The sequence below is a fragment of the Streptomyces sp. cg36 genome (assembly GCF_041080675.1).
Classification (GTDB): Bacteria; Actinomycetota; Actinomycetes; order Streptomycetales; family Streptomycetaceae; genus Streptomyces.
Genome location: NZ_CP163520.1, coordinates 6,714,750 through 6,733,912 on the forward strand (window position 1 = coordinate 6,714,750; position 19,163 = coordinate 6,733,912).

Consider the following 19,163-nt stretch of genomic DNA (forward strand, 5'->3'; position numbering starts at 1 on the left):
CAGGGTCGTGGGACGCTGTCCGGCGCACCGGTGGGGCCATTCGGCGGCAGGGGCGCCGACGTGCGACGATGTGCGGCATGTCGCAGCAGCCCCCCGTTCGGAGCACGTCCACTCCGCCGTCCCGCCCCGACGCCTCCATGTCGCTGCTGACCAATGTGATGGACCACGCCCTGGACGACGGGTACGCGGAGGCGACCGCCCGGCGCAAGGCGGAGGGCAAGGAGGGCGTGCCCCGCACCCTGCGCGCGAAGCTCGGGCTCGCGGCCGGTCTGGTGCTGGCGGCCGTGGTGGTCACCATCGGGGCGGCGCAGGCGCGGATAGCGGCACCGGTCGTCGCCAAGGAGCGCCAGGAGTTGATCGGGCGCGTGGAGGCCGAGACCAAGGCCGCCGACGAGCTGCAGAAGCAGGTCGACGGGTTGCGCGACGAGGTCGGTGAGCGGCAGCGCAAGGCATTGGAGAAGCACGGCGGCGACCAGGGCGAACTGGTCGCGCTGCTGTCCGGTGCCACCGAGGTGCACGGCCCCGGGATGAAGCTGGTCGTCGACGACGCCAAGAACACGGAGACGGGCGGCGGGGGCGGGCCGCGCGAGAACAGCAGCTTCTCGGACACGGGACGGGTGCGCGACCGGGACATGCAGCGGATCGTCAACGGCCTGTGGCAGTCGGGCGCCGAGGCCGTCGCCATCAACGGGCAGCGGCTCACCGCGCTTTCGGCGATCCGGGCGGCGGGCGACGCCATACTGGTCGACAACAGGCCGCTGGTGCCGCCGTACACCGTGCTCGCGGTGGGGGACGGGAAGAAGCTCAGCACCACCTTCCAGGACAGTGCCGACGGGCAGTACCTCCATGTTCTCGAAGAGAACTACGGGATCCGCGCCAGCATTTCGGACCAGGACGAGGTGCGCCTGCCGGCCGCGCCGAGCCTGATCGTACGTACCGCACAGCCACAGGCCACCGGCGCCGGCAGGGGCGCCGCCGCCACTAGGAAAGGCACATCGTGATCGCCGTACTTGGCCTCGTCGTGGGAGTCGTGGTCGGACTTTTGGTCCGGCCCGAGGTGCCTGCGGTGGTCGAGCCGTATCTGCCCATCGCCGTCGTGGCCGCGCTGGACGCGGTCTTCGGCGGTCTGCGGGCCATGCTCGACGGCATCTTCGTCGACAAGGTCTTCGTGGTGTCCTTCCTGTCGAACGTCGTGGTGGCGGCGCTGATCGTGTTCCTCGGTGACAAGCTGGGCGTGGGCGCGCAGCTGTCCACCGGTGTGGTCGTCGTCCTCGGCATCCGCATCTTCTCCAACGCCGCGGCCATCCGCCGGCACGTCTTCCGGGCGTGAGGCCGATGAGCAGCGAGGACACCCCCGAGCAGGGGCCGCGGACGCCCGGTCCGGCATTCGGCAGCACTCCTTCCGGCAGCACTCCTTCCGGGAGTACGCCCTCGGGCGGCTCTCCTTACGGGGACGCGCCGTCCGGCGACACGCCCTCCCCGAGTACGTCTGCGGGCGGCCCCGGAAGTGCGGCTTCCGCGTCGCGGGCCCCGGAGCCCGCGCGGGCCGAGGCGCCGAAGTCGTCCGGGGCGCCCCCGGTGCCCGAGCCGGAGCGGCCGGAGCCCGCCGCCGGGGCCGTCGCCCCGGAGCCGCCGGGACCGTCGAGGCCGCAGCTGACGGGGCGCCAGCGGCTGGTCGCGGGGCTGTGGCCGCCGAGGGTGACCCGGGCCCAGCTGATCGTCGCCCTGCTGCTGTTCGTGCTCGGTCTGGGGCTCGCCATCCAGGTCCGCTCCAACAGCGACAACAGCGCCCTGCGCGGGGCCCGCCAGGAGGACCTGGTGCGGATCCTGGACGAGCTCGACTCCCGCACCAAGCGTCTGGAGGACGAGAAGCAGCGGCTCGAAGGGCAGCGCACGGAGCTGGAGACCAGCTCCAACCAGGCGGCCGAGGCGCGCAAGCAGACGCTGGAGAAGGAGCGCCAGCTGGGCATCCTGGCCGGTACGGTCGCGGCCCAGGGTCCGGGCATCACGCTGACGATCACCGACTCCAAGAAGGCGGTGGAGGCGGACAAGCTGCTCGACACGATCCAGGAGCTGCGGGCCGCCGGGGCCGAGGCGATCCAGATCAATGACGTCCGGGTGGTCGCCAACACGTACTTCTCGGATGCGGACGGCGGCATCGAGGTCGATGGCCAGAAGGTGACGGCGCCCTACCGCTTCAAGGTGATCGGCAAGCCACAGGATCTCGAACCCGCGCTCAACATTCCGGGCGGTGTGGTGCAGACTCTGGAGAAGGAGCAGGCCACGGCCACTGTGGTCCGTTCCGAGAAGATCGTCGTGGATGCCTTGCGACCGGCGAAGCGGCCTGACTACGCTCGGTCGTCCTCGCGGTGACGCGGGGCCGCATGCGAGCGACCGCACAAGGGCATGAGCTTGCGGGGGGTCGGCGCACCCAACTCGTGGTGCGTGGTGGAAACTGTTTGGCGGATACGGACGTTGTGAGGATGTCCGGGTCGGCCGGTGTGTTGATTCTGGGTTCGTCCTGCCCCACGGGCGGGTCTGTTTCGGTCAAGGGGAATCGCCCGTGAAGTTGTTTGCGAAGTTGTTCGGCAAGAGCGCACGTGAGGACGGTGGCAGCGGCTCCGCCCGGCACCGTGCCCGCGGTCGCGGAGGTGCGGAGGAGCAGGGCGGCGACCGCCCGCTGTTCCGCGACGAGGTGGGTCACCCCGGTGGTGACATTCCGGGCGGCTCGGGCGCGTCGTCTGTTGACCCTGCCGGTCCCGGCCGCATAGGTTTCGGGGAACCATCGAGTACGGGTGGAGGGTTTGCTCCGGACCCGTATGCGACCAGCTCCCACGCGGTCCAGCCGGGTCAGGAGGATCCGTCCATGCCGGTGTGTACGAGGTGCGGGCACAGCAACGCCGCGGCGAGCCGCTTCTGTTCGAACTGCGGTGCCCCGCTGCGGGCGGGCGCGGTTCCCGAGCGGGCGGCGGAGACCACGTCGACCATTTCCATCTCCGGCCTTGAGGCGTACGACGCCGAGGTGACGGGCCAGACGGCGCTGCCGTCGCTGTCGCCGGAGGCGCAGGCCGCGGTGGACGCCCTGCCGTTGGGTTCGGCGCTGCTCGTGGTGCGCCGCGGCCCCAACTCGGGCAGCCGCTTCCTGCTGGACGGTGAGCTGACGACGGCGGGCCGGCACCCGCAGAGCGACATCTTCCTCGACGACGTCACCGTGTCGCGGCGGCACGTCGAGTTCCGCCGGGGCGCGGACGGCCGTTTCACGGTCTCGGACGTCGGCAGCCTCAACGGAACGTATGTGAACCGGGAGCGGATCGACTCGATCATCCTGTCCAACGGCGACGAGGTGCAGATCGGGAAGTACCGGCTGGTGTTCTACGCGAGCCAGCGCGGCATCTGACCCTCCCCCAGACCCTGCGGGGGAGACCCCCGGGGACGCCCATCCAGGGAAGGCCCATGCTGCACACACCGACGGGCGGTGCCGGTCACGGCACCGCCACCGCGGGCGACCGGCTGATGAGCATCGGTACCGTGCTCAATCAGCTGCGCGAGGAATTTCCCGAAGTCACCATCTCCAAGATCAGGTTTCTGGAGTCCGAGGGCCTGGTGGATCCCCGGCGCACTCCGTCGGGGTACCGCAAGTTCGGTCCCGAGGACGTCGAGCGGCTGGCCCAGGTGCTGCGCATGCAGCGGGACCACTATCTGCCGCTGAAGGTCATCCGGGAGCATCTGGACGCACTGGACCGGGGTGAGCAGCCCGTGCTGCCCGCCCCGGGCGGCCCGCGCGACGGCGTGGACGGTGTCGAGGGCGACCCGGACCGCCCCACGGCCGCCCGGGTGGGCCGTGCCGAGCTCCTGGTGGCCGCCGAGGTGACCGAGGAGGAGCTCACCGAGTGGGAGTCCTACGGGTTGATCACGGCGGGCCCCGGCGGCGGCTACGACGCGGAGTCCGTGAACGTGGCGCGGCTGGTGGCGGATCTGGGCCGTTTCGGTCTTGAACCACGGCATCTTCGCGCCATGAAGGCCGCCGCGGACCGGGAGGCGGGACTGGTCGAACAGGTGGTCGCACCCCTCCGGCTGCACCGCAACCCGCAGACCAGGGCCCATGCGGAGGCCACCGTGCGGGAGCTCGCGGCGCTGTCCGTGCGGCTGCACGCGGCGCTCGTCCAGACCGCTCTCGGGGTCCGGCTGCACTGACCCGGGGGGTGCCCGACTACCCAAACCGGCCGGGCACGTCCTAGGGTTGCTGTGTGAACGAGCTCGACGTCGTGGGTGTCCGGGTGGAAATGCCCTCCAACCAACCGATCGTGCTCCTGCGTGAAGTGGGAGGCGATCGGTACCTCCCCATCTGGATCGGTCCAGGGGAGGCGACCGCGATCGCCTTCGCCCAGCAGGGGATGGCTCCGGCGCGGCCACTGACGCACGACCTTTTCAAGGACGTGCTGGAGGCCGTGGGCCAGGAGCTGACCGAGGTCCGCATCACGGACCTGCGCGAAGGTGTCTTCTACGCGGAGCTGGTCTTCGCCAGTGGTGTCGAGGTGAGCGCGCGTCCGTCCGACGCCATAGCGCTCGCCCTGCGCACCGGAACGCCGATCTACGGCAGTGACGGGGTGCTCGACGACGCGGGGATCGCGATCCCGGACGAGCAGGAGGACGAGGTGGAGAAGTTCCGCGAGTTCCTCGATCAGATCTCGCCGGAGGACTTCGGCACCAACAGTCAATGAGTGGTCCGAGAGGCCGTTGAGCCGCCTGTGCCGGAGGCCGTCGTGCCGGGCGGCTCCGGCGCATTCGAGTAGCCTTTCCCGCAAGAGGGGTACGCGAAACCACTCTCAGGGTGATTATCACTCGGCGTGCCGAGTGTGGCGATCGTTGACGCACCCCGAGTGACTGCCTACCGTCGTGAAGGCAGTTCTAGGACGGAGGGTCGGCGTGAGAAGCAGCGGCGACAGCACGGCGGGGGAGGCTCCCGGACGAGTTCCGGGAGACGACGGGCCGTACCCGCCCCCAAGCTCTCAACGAAGTTCGAGCAGGGGGTACCCCCATCCAAGCTCACAACAAAGTTCGAGCAGGGGGTACCCGCCCCCAAGCTCGCAACGAAGTTCGAGCAAGGGGTACCCCCATCCAAGCTCGCAACCAAGCTCCCGGCCGAGCCTGAGTGGGGCGCTGCCCGAGCAGGGCGATGCGGCCGACTCCGACACCGATGTCGTCGGATACCGGGGGCCCACCGCGTGCGCGGCTGCGGGGATCACCTACCGCCAGCTCGACTACTGGGCCCGTACCGGCCTGGTCGAGCCCAGTGTGCAGCCGGCCTACGGGTCGGGCACCCAGCGGCTCTACAGCTTCAAGGACGTGGTCGTCCTCAAGATCGTCAAGCGTTTCCTGGACACCGGGGTGGCGCTCCAGAACATCCGCACCGCCGTACGGCACCTGCGCGAGCGCGGTTTCCGCGACCTGGAGCGCATGACGCTGATGAGCGACGGCGCCACGGTGTACGAGTGCTCCTCGCCCGACGAGGTCGTCGACCTGCTCCAGGGCGGCCAGGGCGTCTTCGGCATCGCGGTCGGCGTGGTGTGGCGCGACGTCGAGGCGGCGCTCTCGCAGCTGCACGGCGAGCGGGTCGACACCGGCGAGACCCTGGTCGGGAACAACCCCGCCGACGAGCTCGCCCGGCGCCGCAACCGCGCCGTCTGAGGGGCGCCGGGCCCGCCGGGGGCCCGTTGTCAGTGGTGTGAGGCAGCATCGGTGGTGTGAGAGCCGTGCCGACCATCCTGCATCTGGACATGGACGCCTTCTTCGCCGCCGCGGAGCAGGCGTCCAAGCCCAGCCTGCGCGGCAAGCCGGTGATCGTCGGGGGACTGGGGCCGCGCGGGGTGGTCGCCACCGCCTCGTACGAGGCGCGCCGCTTCGGGGCGCGGTCGGCGATGCCGATGGCCCAGGCGAGACGGCTCTGCCCCAATGGCGCCTATCTCGTCCCGCGCTTCGGCTTCTACCGGACCATCAGCGAGCAGGTGATGGAGCTGCTGGGGCGGCTGTCGCCCCTGGTGGAGCCTCTGAGCCTCGACGAGGCGTTCGTGGACCTGGAGGCCGGGGGAGTCGCGTGGGACGCTCAGTCGGCCCGTGAGGCCGGTCAGAGGCTGCGTGCGGACATCCGGGCGGTGACGGGGCTGACGGGGTCGGTGGGGCTGGCCGGGTCCAAGATGCTCGCCAAGATCGCCTCTGAGGAGGCCAAGCCCGACGGTCTGGTGCTGATCGAGCCGGGCACCGAGCGGGGGAGGCTGGCCCCGATGTCGGTGCGCACCCTGCCCGGGGTGGGGCCCGCGACCGGGGAGCACCTGCGCCGGGCCGGTATGACCACGGTCGCGGATCTGGCCGAGGCGGGCGAGGACGAGCTGGTCCGGCTGCTCGGCAAGGCGCACGGGGCGTCGCTGCACCGGATGGCGCTGGGGCTGGACGACCGGCCGGTGGTGGCCGAGCGGGACACCAAGTCGGTGTCGGTCGAGGACACCTTCGACGTGGACCTGCACGACCGGGTGCGGGTGGTGACCGAGGTGGGGCGGCTCGCCGACCGGTGTGTGCAGCGGCTGCGCGCCTCGGGCCTGTCGGGCCGCACGATCGTGCTGAAGGTCCGCAGGTACGACTTCTCGACGCTGACCCGCTCCGAGACGCTCCGGGGGCCCACCGACGACCCGGCCGTGGTCCGCGAGGCGGCCGGGCGGCTGCTCGACTCGGTCGACACCACGGGCGGGGTGCGGCTGCTCGGGGTCGGGGTGAGCGGCCTGGCCGACTTCACGCAGGAGGACCTGTTCGCGCAGGCCGCGGGCGAGGGGGCGGCGGCCGGGCAGCAGCCGCCCGGCGGGGAGGCGGCGGAGCGGGTGGACCCGGTGGTGCCGGAGGAGCCGGGGGAGGGGGCCGCCCCGGCCGAGCGCCGCTGGTCGGCCGGGCACGACGTGCACCACGCCGAGTTCGGTCCGGGGTGGGTGCAGGGCAGTGGGGTGGGCCGCGTCACCGTACGGTTCGAGACGCCCGGGTCGGCGGTGCCCGGGCGGGTGCGGACGTTCCGGGTCGACGACCCGGAGCTGGTGCCTTCCGATCCGCTGCCGCTGGTGACGGGGGACGGGGCGGCGCCAGGCGGGACGGGCCCGGCCGGGGAGGGGCCGACGGGGACGGCCGGTGCGGGCGCGGGGGGCGCGGCGGATCAGGCGGGTCCGGTCCCGTCGTCGCCCGCGAGCCTGCCGAAGTCGCGGTCGGGCGCGGCGGGCGGATCGGGGGCCGAGATGTCCAGTCCGTAGTGGTGGTACAGCTGCAGCTCCTGCTCCGGGGAGAGGTGGCGGCCGACGCCGAAGTCGGGAGCGTCCTTGATCAGCGCCCGGTCGTAGGGGATGTGCAGCGCCTCGTCGACGAGGTCGCTGGGCTCCAGCGGGACGAAGGCGTCCCGGCTGAACAGGCCGGTGCGCACGGCGGCCCACTCCGGCACTCCGGTGGCGTCGTCGAGGTACACCTCGTCCACCGTGCCGATCTTGTTGCCATTGCGGTCGAACGCCTTGCGGCCGATCAGGCTGCGCGGATCGATATCGGTCTGCACGGTCCCTCCAACTGGTCGCAACTGCTCCGTAAGACTACGAAAGTGCACATCGGGGGCGTCGGCCACTCGAAGGATCGGCGCCGGGACTCGCTGGTAGGCTGGCGATGGCTGCTGACCCCGTGCGGGAGAGTCCTTCGGAAAGATGTCCGGAGGCGCCGAAGGAGCAAATCCTCCCCGGAATCTCTCAGGCCCACGTACCGCGCGGACGAGGTCACTCTGGAAAGCAGGACGGGGGACGTGCGGGCATACGCCTGTGCGCGCCTTTCCTCACCGACGGTGAAAGCCGGGACGCCCCACGCGCCCCGGTGAAGCTCTCAGGTTGAGATGACAGAGGGGGAGGCCGTCCGGGTACCCGCGCCGTGGTGCCCCTCGCAGGTCGTGCAGACCAGGAGGCCTCCCGTCATGACCGCCAACCGCATGCCGCTCACCGAGCTGGAACGTGGCATCCCCTTCGAGCAGCGTCACATCGGGCCCGACGCCGAGGCCCAGGCGAAGATGCTCGCGCAGGTCGGTTACGGCTCGCTCGACGAGCTCACCGCCGCCGCCGTACCGGACGTGATCAAGAGCGCCGAGGCGCTGGGGCTGCCCGGCGCCCGCACCGAGGCCGAGGTCCTGGCCGAGCTGCGCACCCTCGCCGACCGCAACAAGGTCCTGGCCCCGATGATCGGCCTGGGCTACTACGGCACGTTCACGCCGCCGGTGATCCTGCGCAACGTCATGGAGAACCCGGCCTGGTACACCGCGTACACGCCGTACCAGCCGGAGATCTCGCAGGGCCGCCTGGAGGCGCTGCTGAACTTCCAGACCGTCGTCGCCGACCTCACCGGGCTGCCCACCTCCGGCGCCTCGCTGCTCGACGAGGGCACCGCCGCCGCCGAGGCGCTGGCGCTGTCGCGCCGCGTCGGCAAGGTCAAGGGCGGCGTCTTCGTGGTCGACGCGGACACCCTGCCGCAGACCGTCGCCGTCATAGAGACGCGTGCCGAGCCGACCGGTGTCGAGGTCGTCGTCGCCGACCTGAGCCACGGCATCCCCGCCGAGGTCGCCGAGCGCGGTGTCTTCGGCGTGCTGCTCCAGTACCCGGGCGCCTCCGGCGAGGTCCGTGACCTCAAGCCGGTCATCGACGAGGCCCATGAGCTGGGCGCGGTCGTCACGGTCGCCGCCGACCTGCTCGCCCTGACCCTGCTGACCTCGCCCGGCGAGCTCGGCGCGGACATCGCGGTGGGCACCACCCAGCGCTTCGGCGTCCCGATGGGCTTCGGCGGCCCGCACGCCGGTTACATGGCGGTGCAGGAGAAGTTCGCCCGCAGCCTGCCCGGCCGGCTGGTCGGCGTCTCCGTGGACGCGGACGGCAACAAGGCGTACCGCCTGGCCCTGCAGACCCGCGAGCAGCACATCCGCCGCGAGAAGGCCACCAGCAACATCTGCACCGCGCAGGTCCTGCTCGCCGTGATGGCCGGCATGTACGCGGTCTACCACGGCCCGGACGGCCTGCGGCAGATCGCCCGCCGCACCCACCGCTACGCGGTGATCCTCGCCGAGGGCCTGCGCGCCGCCGGTGTGGAGGTCGTGCACGGCTCGTACTTCGACACGCTGACCGTGCGCGTGCCCGGCAAGGCCGCCGAGGCCGTCGCCGCCGCCCGCGACGGCGGGGTCAACCTGCACCTGGTCGACGCCGACACCGTCTCGATCGCCTGTGACGAGACCACCGACCGCGACCGCGTCGCCGCCGTCTGGGCCGCCTTCGGCGCCGAGGGCGACATCGCGGCGCTGGACGCCACGGCCGCCGACACCCTGCCGTCGGCGCTGCTGCGCTCCGACGAGTTCCTCACCCACCCGGTCTTCCACCAGCACCGCTCCGAGACCGCGATGCTGCGCTACCTGCGCAAGCTCGCCGACCGCGACTACGCGCTGGACCGGGGCATGATCCCGCTCGGCTCCTGCACCATGAAGCTGAACGCGACCACCGAGATGGAGCCGGTCACCTGGCCCGAGTTCGGGCAGATGCACCCGTTCGCGCCGGTCGAGCAGGCCGGTGGCTACCTCACGCTCATCCACGAGCTGGAGGAGCGCCTCGCCGAGGTCACCGGGTACGACGCGGTGTCCATCCAGCCCAACGCCGGTTCGCAGGGCGAGCTCGCGGGTCTGCTCGCGGTCCGCGCCTACCACCGCGCCAACGGCGACGAGCAGCGCACGGTCTGTCTCATCCCGTCGTCCGCGCACGGCACCAACGCCGCCAGCGCCGTGATGGCCGGGATGAAGGTCGTCGTGGTCAAGACCGCCGACGACGGCGAGGTCGACATCGCCGACCTGCGCGCCAAGATCGAGCAGTACCGCGACGAGCTCTCGGTCCTGATGATCACCTACCCGTCCACCCACGGGGTGTTCGAGGAGCACGTCGCCGACATCTGCGGCGAGGTGCACGACGCGGGCGGCCAGGTCTACGTCGACGGCGCCAACCTCAACGCGCTGGTGGGCCTCGCCAGGCCGGGCAAGTTCGGCGGCGACGTCTCGCACCTCAACCTGCACAAGACGTTCTGCATCCCGCACGGCGGCGGCGGCCCCGGTGTCGGCCCGGTCGGTGTGCGCGCGCACCTCGCGCCGTACCTGCCCAACCACCCGCTCCAGCCGACCGCCGGTCCGCAGACGGGCGTCGGCCCGATCTCGGCCGCCCCGTGGGGCTCGGCCGGCATCCTGCCGATCTCGTGGGCGTACGTCCGGCTGATGGGCGGCGAGGGCCTCAAGCGCGCGACCCAGGTCGCGGTGCTGGCGGCCAACTACATCGCCAAGCGCCTGGAGCCGCACTACCCGGTGCTCTACACGGGCCCCAACGGCCTGGTGGCGCACGAGTGCATCGTGGACCTGCGCCCGCTGTCGAAGGCGACCGGCGTCAGCGTCGACGACATCGCCAAGCGCCTGATCGACTACGGCTTCCACGCGCCGACCATGTCGTTCCCGGTGGCCGGCACGCTGATGATCGAGCCGACCGAGTCCGAGGACCTGATCGAGATCGACCGGTTCTGCGAGACGATGATCGCGATCCGTGCCGAGATCGAGAAGGTCGCCTCCGGCGAGTGGCCCGCCGACGACAACCCGCTGGCCAACGCCCCGCACACGGCGGCGGCGCTGGGCGGCGAGTGGAACCACGCGTACAGCCGCGAGGAGGCGGTCTTCCCGGCCGGTGTGTCGGCCGCCGACAAGTACTGGCCGCCGGTCCGCCGGATCGACGGTGCCTTCGGCGACCGCAACCTGGTCTGCTCCTGCCCGCCGCTGGACGAGTACGACAACTGACGGGGCGCCGTCCGAGGGCGGTACGCGTCGGGGCCGGTCCGGGGTTCTTCCCCGGGCCGGCCCCTTGTCGTGCGGTGCGCGTCGCCGCGCGGTGCGTGTCGTGTCGCAGCGGATGGCGCGCTACGCGGCCTTCGCCACCTGTCCCGCGGTCAGCGCCCGGTGCGGGGCGATGATCCGCCCGTCCGGCAGCAGCTCACCGGTGTCCTCGAAGATCAGGACGCCGTTGCACAACAGGCTCCAGCCCTGCTCCGGGTGGTGCGCCACGAGCTGCGCGGCCTCCCGGTCGGCGGAGTCGGCTGTAGGGCAGGCTGGCTGGTGCTGGCACATGGATGCGTTCTTTCGCTGCGTCGTAGTGGTGAGTGTCCTGCGGCTCGATGCGGTGTTCATGGCCGCCCCCCGTTGGTAAGTCGGTCGGTCCGCTCCCAGTGTTGCCCCACGGGCGTCAATCCGCAGGGATTTCGCGGCACCGCTTCCTACTGCTTATTGACGCATCACTCGTGCGGCCGGTTCAACTCAACTGGCCTGTCCCTTCGGGTGGTTCGGCGTGGCCTATACGGGCTAGCCCGTACGGAGGACGTGCGCGGGCGCACAGCGCGGCGCCCCGGGCCAGGGGGGTGGCTCCGGGGCGTCGGCGCGCTGCTGGTGGTGGCGTGTCGGCGGGCTTCCTGGCAGGTCAGACCGGCTGGCTCAGCAGGGGCGCGGCGGGGGTGAGCCGCAGGGTCATCACCGGCAGCAGCTCGGAGACCCGGTGCGGCCGGTGGGCGCAGATGCCGGGCGGGGCGGGCGCCAGCGGCACCAGCAGGTCGGCCGGGTCCAGTTCGCAGGCGGTGGCGGTGGCGGCCGAGGTGTCGTGGCGCAGCCACAGGGTGAGCATGTACAGCTCGGGCACGGAGAGCAGCCTCGGCTCGTACTCCTGGGTCAGGGCCTCGGCCTGGCGCAGCGCGTGCTGGGTGGAGGCGATGTAGGGGCCTTCGAAGAAGTGGGAGAAGGCCCAGCCGTCCGGGGTGAGCATGGTGTCCGCCGCCGCGACCGCGCTCGCGCCGTCGCTGATGAGGAAGCGCCAGCCGGAGAGCCGGCAGCGTGGGGCGCGCGCGCTCGGGGTGATGCGGTCCAGTACGTGGACGGGGAGCGGGAGTTCGGGGTTGAGCGGGCCCTGGGCTGTGCGCAGGGCCGGTGTGCGCGCCGCGCGGACGGCGGTGGGGGAACCGAGTGCCGCGAGGACGCTGCGCAGGGCGGGCGCGGGGGCCGGAGGGACATGCAGCGGCATGGTGGGTCGCCTCTCACTTCGGAGACACGGTGGTGCGGGGGCAGTGCGGACGGCGCTGTCTGCTCTGTACGGGGCTGTACGAGGTCAGAGGGGGGCCGGGGGACCGTGGCCGGGGCGCCAACTCTCCGCCTCGTTCGCAAAGTTTATACGACACGTGTTCAGGGCGTGTTTCGTCTAGCTGTCGCCAGTATTTCCGGCAAGGGCGGATCGCGTCTTAGTGATGCGGCATTCATCCCGATTCACGGAGTGCGGCACATCGCTGGCCTGGAAAGGTGCGGCAGCGGCGGTCGGCCGAAACGCGTCGGCGTTTTTCACGATTTCCGAAGCCGGGGTAACCGCATGTTGCTGTATGCCGAATGCATGTGCCGGAGGCCGGTTCGGACCAGCTTACTACCGGACGGCCTTCCATGGTGCGTTACAGATCAGTCAGCCTGGGCATTATCGACCGTGACGCACGCGGCCGGCCGGGCCGGCTGCCCATTCGAGGAGGGACGCTTCGATGGGTGAGAAGGTCGTGGCGGGCGAGTTCGACCTGTCCGATCGGCACGCGTACCGCCAGAAGCTCCAGCAGTGTCTGGAGGGGCTGGGGCGGCTCTTCATCGAACGGAGGTTCGACCGCCCGCGGAATCTCATGGGCCTGGAGATCGAATTGAATCTCACGGGTCCCGACGGGATGCCAAGGATGATGAACGCCGAGGTTCTGGAGAGGATAGCGAGCAAGGACTTCCAGACGGAACTCGGGATGTTCAACCTCGAAGTGAATATCGCCCCGCACCGCCTCGGCGGCCGGGTTTTCGATCAACTCTCCGAGGAACTGCGCACCGGTCTCGGGTATGCCGAGCGCAAAGCGGGCGAGGTCGGCGCCGGGATAGTGATGATCGGAATTCTTCCGACGATCACCCAGCAGGACCTGGTCTCGGCGAACCTTTCCCATGTCGACCGCTATATGCTGCTCAACGATCAGATCGTGGCAGCCCGCGGCGAGGATTTCACCCTCGACATCGAAGGTGTGGAACGCCTCGTCTGCACCTCCGGCTCCATCACCCCCGAGGCCGCCTGCACCTCTGTGCAACTGCACCTCCAGGTCACCCCCGCCCGGTTCGCCGCGGTGTGGAACGCGGCGCAGGCCATCGCCGCCGTACAGATCGCGGTGGGCGCCAACGCGCCGTTCCTGTTCGGCCGGGAGCTGTGGCGCGAGTCGCGGCCACCGCTGTTCGAGCAGGCCACCGACACCCGCCCGCCCGAGCTGCGGGCCCAGGGGGTGCGCCCGCGGACCTGGTTCGGCGAGCGCTGGGTGAGCTCCGCGTACGAGCTCTTCGAGGAGAACGTGCGCTACTTCCCGCCGCTGCTGCCCATCTGCGAGGAGGAGGAACCGCTGCGGGTGCTGGACGCGGGCGGGGTGCCCGCGCTGGCGGAACTCACCCTGCACAACGGCACGATCTACCGCTGGAACCGGCCCGTCTACGGCATCGCCGACGGCGTGCCGCACCTGCGGGTGGAGAACCGGGTGCTGCCCGCCGGGCCCACCATCACCGACGTCATCGCCAACGCCGCCTTCTACTACGGCCTGGTGCGGGCGCTCGCCGAGGACAGCAGGCCGGTGTGGACCCGGCTGCCGTTCGCGGTCGCCGCCGCCAACTTCGAGACCGCCTGCCGCCAGGGCATCGACGCCGAACTGCTGTGGCCGGTGCCGCGCAGGGGCGGCGGCGTCGCGCGCGTACCGGCCGTCAAGCTCGTACGGGACGAACTGCTGCCGCTCGCCCACGCCGGGCTGGACGCCTGGGGGGTGGAGCCCGCCGACCGGGACCGCTACCTCGGTGTCATCGAGGAGCGCTGCCGACGGCGCGTCAACGGCGCCTCCTGGCAGGTCGACACCTACCACCGCGCCCTCGACGCGGGCCTCGATCGGGAGGCGGCGCTGGCGGCCACCACCCGCCGCTACAGCGAGCTGATGCACGGCGGCGAGCCGGTGCACACCTGGCCCACGGGGTTCGCCGGCCGGTGCGGGGGGCCGGGATGAGCGGACGGTCGGTCAGCCCGTCGCGGTCGCCCGGCCCGCCGTCAGGATGGCCTTGAGCATCACCGCCTGGATCTCGGCCGGGTCGCTGACCTGGTAGCCCGCGCCGCCGGTGGCCAGCGCGATCTCCTTGACGGCGGCCTCGTCGGCGTCCGGCCCGACCGCTATCGCGATCATCGGCAGCGGTCTGGCCGGGTCGGCCAGCGCGCGCAGCCGGGTGAGGAGTTCGCCGCGCGAGACGCTGCCCGGGTCCTCGTTGGCGCCGTCCGTCAGCACCACCAGGGCGTTGAACCTGCCCGGCCGGTATCCCGCGGTGGCCTTCTCGTACGCGGCGAGCACCGTGTCGTACAGCCCGGTCGCCCCGGCCGGCACCGGGCGCAGCGCGCCGAAGGCGGCGGTGAGGCGGTCGCGCTGGGTGCGACCGCCCGCCACCGGGTCGCCGAGCCGGGCGGTCGGCACCAGCTCGCGGTAGTCGCGCGCGCCGTCGAGCCGGGTGGCGAACTCCCACAGCCCGATCTCGTCGTCCGGGGTGAACTGGGCGAGCGCGCGCAGCAGCGACTCCTTGGTGACGTCCATCCGCGAGCGGCCACCGCTGCCCGGAACCGGCGCGGCCATCGACCCGGAGGCGCCCACGACCGTGGTGAGCCGGGCGCTCTGCACGGTCACCGTCCACATCCCCAGGGCGTCCTCGATCTCCTTGGCCGACGGGGCCGGGGCGCTGGAGGTGGCGTAGGGCTGCGGTGATCCGCCGCCCGCCGTGCGCACCAGCTCCTCGGCGACCGGCTCGCCCGGCGCCCGGAAGCCGCCCCGGGCCAGCGCCCGCCGCGACTCCGGCTCGCCGAGCAGGGTCAGGAACCGCAGCGCGGCCCGGCTGCGGTCGGTGCTGAGCCGGTTCTGCCGCACGATCGTGTACGGGTAGTCCAGCTGCGGCGCCCCGTCCTCGGGATAGAAGAGGTCGAGCCCGAGCGCCGGGCCGCGCCCCGCGTTGTAGGCGAAGGCCGCCTGTTCGGACAGGACGACGGCCTGGTTGCGGTGCGGATCGGTGTGGGTGGGGCCCGAACCGTCCCGGGTGAGCGTCCCGGTCACCTGGGCGTCGCCGGCGGAGGTGCGCCGGGCGAGCAGCCGGGTGAGGGCCGCGGCGCGGGTGGCGCCGTCGGAGCCCTGCTCGGCCGTGGAGCGGGCGACGCTGCTCAGCGCGAGGAGCGCCGTGGCCGAGCGCGCCGGGTCGGCGGCGCCGAGCCGCGGGCCGTCCGGGCGGGTGACGGCCGTGGTGAGCTGCGCCCAGGTGTACGTACGGGCGGGCCAGCCCAGCGTTTTCGCCGCCGGTGCCACCAGGGCGAGCGCGACCGGCGAGAGGGCGACGTGCCCCGCCGTCGCGACGGGCACGCCGTCGCCGCCCTCCTTGGCGCGGTCCACCCAGAGCGCCGAGTCCGGTATCCAGACCGCGAAGCCGGGGTCCTGGCCCGCCGCGAGCGCGTCGGCGACGCGGTACGACTCGCGGGCGGTGACCCGGACGTCGATGCAGGAGCCGTCGGAGGTCACCTTGTCCCGGCGGGCGCGCTCGGCGACGGACCGGACGGCGGGAGCGAGATCGGGGGAGGCGACGAGATCCAGCCGCACCGCCGAGTCCTGGCACGAGTCGCCGAAGGAGAGCAGCCCGCCGCTCGCCGCGACGGCCGCGCCGCCCGCCACCGCGAGTACGAGGAGGGTGGCGACCACGACGGTACGGCGGCGGGCGGCGGCCGGACGGGACCTGGTTCCCCGGGCGGTGCCGTCGTCGGGCAAGCTGTGACGTCCCATGGCGGTGGTGCCCTCCTTGAATCCCGAACAAGGAAAAAGGGGGACCGCGCCAAGGAAATGGCGCCTGCCCCCCGGCCTGTCGCGCACGATCTTCGTACTTTCTTTCGAGACCCTAGCGGGGCGGTCGGGGGCGCGGGACGGGTTCGGTCAACTGGAGGCAGGTGTGCAGGTGGAGGCGGGGCGTGTGGCTGATTCTCTTTCCGCGGAGGGGGGTTCGCCGCGGATTCTGCGGTCCGAGACGGTGCTCGTGCTGGCCCTCTCGCTCGGGGCGAGCGGAGTGTCGGCGCTGATCAGCTTTGTCGGATCGGTGACGAAGCCGGGCGGCCTCAAGGACCAGGCGGCGAAACTCAACACCTCGTACGCGCCCGGTCGCCCCTGGCTGGATCTGGCCTGGCAGCTCTTCGGCATCGCGACCGCGCTGGTGCCGGTGGCGCTCGTCGCGCACCTGCTGCTGCGGGAGGGGACCGGCGGGCTGCGGGTGCTCGGCTTCGACCGCCGCAGACCGGGGACCGACCTCGGCCGGGGGGCGCTGATCGCCGCCGGGATCGGCAGCGCGGGGCTCGGGTTCTACCTCGTGGCGCGGGCGGTCGGCGGCAATCTGACGGTCGTGCCCGAGTCGCTGCCGGACGTGTGGTGGAAGTACCCGGTGCTCGTCCTGTCGGCCGTGCAGAACGCCGTGCTGGAGGAGGTGATCGTCGTCGGGTACCTGCTGCGCCGGCTGGGCCAGTTGGGCTGGGGCCCGCTCGCCGCGCTCGCGGCGAGCTCGGTGCTGCGCGGCTCCTACCACCTCTACCAGGGCATCGGCGGCTTCCTCGGCAACATGGTGATGGGCGTGGTGTTCGTCCTGCTCTACCGCCGCTGGCAGCGCGTCGGCCCGCTGGTCGTGGCCCATTCCCTGCTCGACATCGGGGCGTTCGTGGGGTATGCGCTGCTCGCGGGGAAGGTCGGCTGGCTGCCCACGGTGTGAGGCCCGCCCCCCGTCAGGGCGCGGCCAGCAGCTCTCCGTCGAGGACCGTGACCGCCGTGCCGGTCAGCAGGGTGCGCTCGCCCCGCAGCGAGACGCGGACCAGCCCGGTGCGGGCGGACGCCTGGAGGCCCGTCAGTTCGGTGCGGCCCAGGCGCGCGGCCCAGAACGGCGCCAGCGCCGTGTGGGCGCTGCCCGTCACCGGGTCCTCGTCGATGCCGACGCCCGGGAAGAAGCCGCGCGAGACGAAGTCGTAGCCCCGCGCCGGGTCCTGTGCCGGGGCGGTGGCGATGATGCCGCGCTTCGAGTGCGCGACCAGCGCCTTGAAGTCGGGCGTCAGAGCGCGCACGGTCGGCTCGTCGGCCAGCTCCACCACCAGGTCGCCGATGTGCTCGGAGGTGTCGTGGGCCGAGAGGACCCGCGCCCCCAGTGCCCGCGCCACGCCGTCCGGGACGTCCACCGGGGTCAGCGGCGAGGTCGGGAAGTCGAGGGTGAGGGAGCCGTCGTCGTGGGCGGTCGCGGTGAGGATCCCGCACCGCGCGGCGAAGCGGACGGTGCCGGTGGCGGCGCCCGTGGTGCGCAGCACATGGGCGGTGGCCAAAGTGGCGTGTCCGCACATGTCGACCTCGGTCGTCGGGGTGAACCAGCGCAGCGCCCAGTCCGCCCCGGCGCCGGGCGGCAGGGGGTGCGCGAACGCGGTCTCGGAGAGGTTCACCTCCCGCGCGACGTCGCCCAGCCAGGTGTCGTCCGGGAAGGAGGGGGAGTCGAGGAGCAGCACCCCGGCCGGGTTCCCGGCGAAGGGTCGGTCGGTGAAGGCGTCGACGATTCGGATCCGCATGCCCTGGACGGTACGGGGGCCACGGGCTCGCGTACCAAGGCCAATCCGCGATGGTTGGCCCCTTCTGGGCGCGCGCCCGGCCGCGCGAACGCCCCCCGCGAGTGCCTCCGCCGCACCGAGCCGCCGCCCCCCCACTGCCGACACGCCCCCTCGGAAGGGCATTGCCATCCGAACAGTTCCGATATATCGTCGAAGCATCGCGACAGATCAACGATGGAAGGAAAGAGCGATGCGTTCACATGGACATGGGTACGGACAGCACGGACCCGGCCATCGCGGCCGGGGTGACTCGGAAGGGCGTCGGGCCGCCTTCGGGCCGTTCGGGCCCGGCTTCGGCGGGGGGCCGTTCGGGCCCGGCCGCGGCGGCCGGGGCGGTCCCCGGGGACGGGCCCGGCGCGGGGACGTCCGCGCGTCGATCCTGGCTCTCCTCAAGGACCGGCCGATGCACGGCTACGAGATGATCCAGGAGATCGGCGAGCGCAGCGGCGGGGCCTGGAAGCCCAGCCCCGGCTCGGTCTACCCGACCCTCCAGATGATGGAGGACGAGGGGCTGATCACCAGTGAGAGCGAGGGCGGCAAGAAGCTGTTCACGCTCGCCGACTCCGGGCGCGCGGAGGCCGAATCGGGGTCCGAGGCCCCGTGGGAAGAGGCCGGGCGCGGGGTCGACTGGGAGGGCATGAACGAGATCCGCCAGGCCGGGTTCGGGCTGATGGAGGCGTTCGGCCAGGTCTGGAAGACCGGCACCCCCGAGCAGCGCCAGAAGGCGCTCGGCGTCATCACCGACGCCCGCAAGAAGCTGTATCTGATCCTGGCCGACGAGGCGTGACCGCGTGAGGTCCGCCGCGGCCGGTGGGCGAGGGCCCCGCGACCGGACCGGTCGCGGGGCCCTCGTGCGTCCGGCGCCCCGGGTGCTCAGACCACCAGGGCGCCGAGCCTGCGCAGCGACTCGTCGAGCGCGGCCGTCGCCGAGTCCTTGAGCTTGCCCGCCATCAGCGAGACGGCGGCGCCGGTGAACTCGCCCTCGATCCGGACGAGCGTGGCGTTCCCCTCCGGGGTGAGGAGGTAGCGGTTGCCGACGAGCACGCCCATCGGGCCCTTGCCCCTGATCCCCAGCAGCCGCCCGGCCTCGAACTCCTCGACGGTCCAGGTGACTTCGGCGGGGAAGCCCATGAGCTTCATGTTCTCGGTGTAGGTGGCCCCGGCTTCGAGCTTCGCCGGGCCGCCCCGGGGGAATCCGGTGTGGGTGGCGTTCCACTCGCCGTACGAGGTGAAGTCCGTCAGCCGGGCCCAGACCTTCTCCACCGGCGCCTCCAGCCGCGCCTGTGCGCTGACCTCGGCCATGCGACCACCCCTTCGCGTCGGGAACGTGTCGCGGAACGTAGCCGGGGTGCGGTGAACTTTCAATACTGA

18 protein-coding genes and 1 riboswitch are annotated in these 19,163 nt (G+C 72.0%); of the genes, 12 read left to right on the top strand and 6 right to left on the bottom strand.

Annotation, left to right across the window (positions count from 1 at the left end; genetic code table 11):
• The first annotated feature begins 68 nt into the window (after positions 1–68).
• From AB5J87_RS29900 to AB5J87_RS29935, 8 genes are all read left to right on the top strand, one after another.
• Positions 69–1,001 (top strand): DUF881 domain-containing protein, encoded by a 933-nt coding sequence (locus AB5J87_RS29900; RefSeq protein WP_369381048.1) that lies wholly within the window; start codon positions 69–71, stop codon positions 999–1,001.
• On the top strand, positions 998–1,330 hold the full coding sequence (locus tag AB5J87_RS29905) for a small basic family protein (RefSeq protein WP_003970459.1): 333 nt from the start codon (positions 998–1,000) through the stop codon (positions 1,328–1,330). The genes AB5J87_RS29900 and AB5J87_RS29905 overlap by 4 nt, the downstream gene beginning before the upstream one ends.
• Before the next feature lie 248 nt (positions 1,331–1,578).
• The gene (locus AB5J87_RS29910; protein WP_369381051.1) at positions 1,579–2,373 is read left to right on the top strand and encodes a DUF881 domain-containing protein; all 795 of its coding nucleotides are present in this window, start codon (positions 1,579–1,581) and stop codon (positions 2,371–2,373) included.
• A gap of 82 nt (positions 2,374–2,455) precedes the next feature.
• Entirely contained in the window at positions 2,456–3,397 is a 942-nt protein-coding gene (locus AB5J87_RS29915) for an FHA domain-containing protein (protein ID WP_369383713.1), read from the top strand.
• 56 nt (positions 3,398–3,453) lie between these two features.
• Positions 3,454–4,194, top strand: a complete 741-nt coding sequence (locus AB5J87_RS29920) for a MerR family transcriptional regulator (RefSeq protein WP_369381053.1) — start codon at positions 3,454–3,456, stop codon at positions 4,192–4,194.
• Positions 4,195–4,247: 53 nt separating this feature from the next.
• Positions 4,248–4,721: a bifunctional nuclease family protein gene (locus AB5J87_RS29925; RefSeq protein WP_006123076.1), complete on the top strand. Its 474-nt coding sequence runs from the start codon at positions 4,248–4,250 to the stop codon at positions 4,719–4,721.
• A gap of 205 nt (positions 4,722–4,926) precedes the next feature.
• On the top strand, positions 4,927–5,688 hold the full coding sequence (locus tag AB5J87_RS29930) for a MerR family transcriptional regulator (protein ID WP_369381055.1): 762 nt from the start codon (positions 4,927–4,929) through the stop codon (positions 5,686–5,688).
• Positions 5,689–5,744: 56 nt separating this feature from the next.
• Entirely contained in the window at positions 5,745–7,286 is a 1,542-nt protein-coding gene (locus AB5J87_RS29935) for a DNA polymerase IV (protein ID WP_369381057.1), read from the top strand.
• Here the strand turns inward: AB5J87_RS29935 and AB5J87_RS29940 are convergent.
• Positions 7,193–7,579 carry a PRC-barrel domain-containing protein gene (locus AB5J87_RS29940; protein ID WP_369381059.1) on the bottom strand — a complete coding sequence of 129 codons (387 nt, stop codon included), beginning with the start codon at positions 7,577–7,579 and terminating at the stop codon, positions 7,193–7,195. The two genes, AB5J87_RS29935 and AB5J87_RS29940, sit on opposite strands and share 94 nt — an antisense overlap.
• Positions 7,580–7,691: 112 nt before the next feature.
• Positions 7,692–7,789: riboswitch (glycine riboswitch) on the top strand.
• Between the two features lie 192 nt (positions 7,790–7,981).
• Between AB5J87_RS29940 and gcvP the strand changes: the two genes are divergently transcribed.
• Complete coding sequence (gcvP, locus tag AB5J87_RS29945; protein ID WP_369381062.1) at positions 7,982–10,867, top strand: aminomethyl-transferring glycine dehydrogenase; 2,886 nt, start codon at positions 7,982–7,984, stop codon at positions 10,865–10,867.
• Between the two features lie 120 nt (positions 10,868–10,987).
• On the opposite strand, the gene AB5J87_RS29950 is transcribed toward gcvP, so the two are convergent.
• Together AB5J87_RS29950 and AB5J87_RS29955 are read right to left on the bottom strand one after the other, a co-directional pair.
• Positions 10,988–11,194 carry a DUF5999 family protein gene (locus AB5J87_RS29950; protein ID WP_067155431.1) on the bottom strand — a complete coding sequence of 69 codons (207 nt, stop codon included), beginning with the start codon at positions 11,192–11,194 and terminating at the stop codon, positions 10,988–10,990.
• A gap of 346 nt (positions 11,195–11,540) precedes the next feature.
• Positions 11,541–12,134, bottom strand: coding sequence for a hypothetical protein (locus AB5J87_RS29955; protein ID WP_369381065.1), 594 nt, complete (start codon positions 12,132–12,134; stop codon positions 11,541–11,543).
• Between the two features lie 499 nt (positions 12,135–12,633).
• Between AB5J87_RS29955 and AB5J87_RS29960 the strand changes: the two genes are divergently transcribed.
• Entirely contained in the window at positions 12,634–14,154 is a 1,521-nt protein-coding gene (locus AB5J87_RS29960) for a glutamate--cysteine ligase (RefSeq protein WP_369381066.1), read from the top strand.
• A 12-nt stretch (positions 14,155–14,166) separates the two neighbouring features.
• Here the strand turns inward: AB5J87_RS29960 and AB5J87_RS29965 are convergent, their stop codons facing one another.
• Positions 14,167–15,951 carry a substrate-binding domain-containing protein gene (locus tag AB5J87_RS29965; protein WP_369381069.1) on the bottom strand — a complete coding sequence of 595 codons (1,785 nt, stop codon included), beginning with the start codon at positions 15,949–15,951 and terminating at the stop codon, positions 14,167–14,169.
• A gap of 163 nt (positions 15,952–16,114) precedes the next feature.
• Between AB5J87_RS29965 and AB5J87_RS29970 the strand changes: the two genes are divergently transcribed.
• Positions 16,115–16,918: a CPBP family intramembrane glutamic endopeptidase gene (locus AB5J87_RS29970; RefSeq protein WP_369381070.1), complete on the top strand. Its 804-nt coding sequence runs from the start codon at positions 16,115–16,117 to the stop codon at positions 16,916–16,918.
• A 13-nt stretch (positions 16,919–16,931) separates the two neighbouring features.
• Here AB5J87_RS29970 and AB5J87_RS29975 read toward each other — a convergent pair whose 3' ends face one another.
• Entirely contained in the window at positions 16,932–17,753 is an 822-nt protein-coding gene (locus tag AB5J87_RS29975; RefSeq protein ID WP_369381072.1) for a PhzF family phenazine biosynthesis protein, read from the bottom strand.
• A 229-nt stretch (positions 17,754–17,982) separates the two neighbouring features.
• On the opposite strand from AB5J87_RS29975, the gene AB5J87_RS29980 reads away from it, so the two are divergent.
• Positions 17,983–18,579, top strand: coding sequence for a PadR family transcriptional regulator (locus AB5J87_RS29980; RefSeq protein WP_369381074.1), 597 nt, complete (start codon positions 17,983–17,985; stop codon positions 18,577–18,579).
• A gap of 86 nt (positions 18,580–18,665) precedes the next feature.
• Here the strand turns inward: AB5J87_RS29980 and AB5J87_RS29985 are convergent, their stop codons facing one another.
• On the bottom strand, positions 18,666–19,094 hold the full coding sequence (locus AB5J87_RS29985) for an SRPBCC family protein (RefSeq protein ID WP_369381077.1): 429 nt from the start codon (positions 19,092–19,094) through the stop codon (positions 18,666–18,668).
• Between the last annotated feature and the right edge of the window lie 69 nt (positions 19,095–19,163).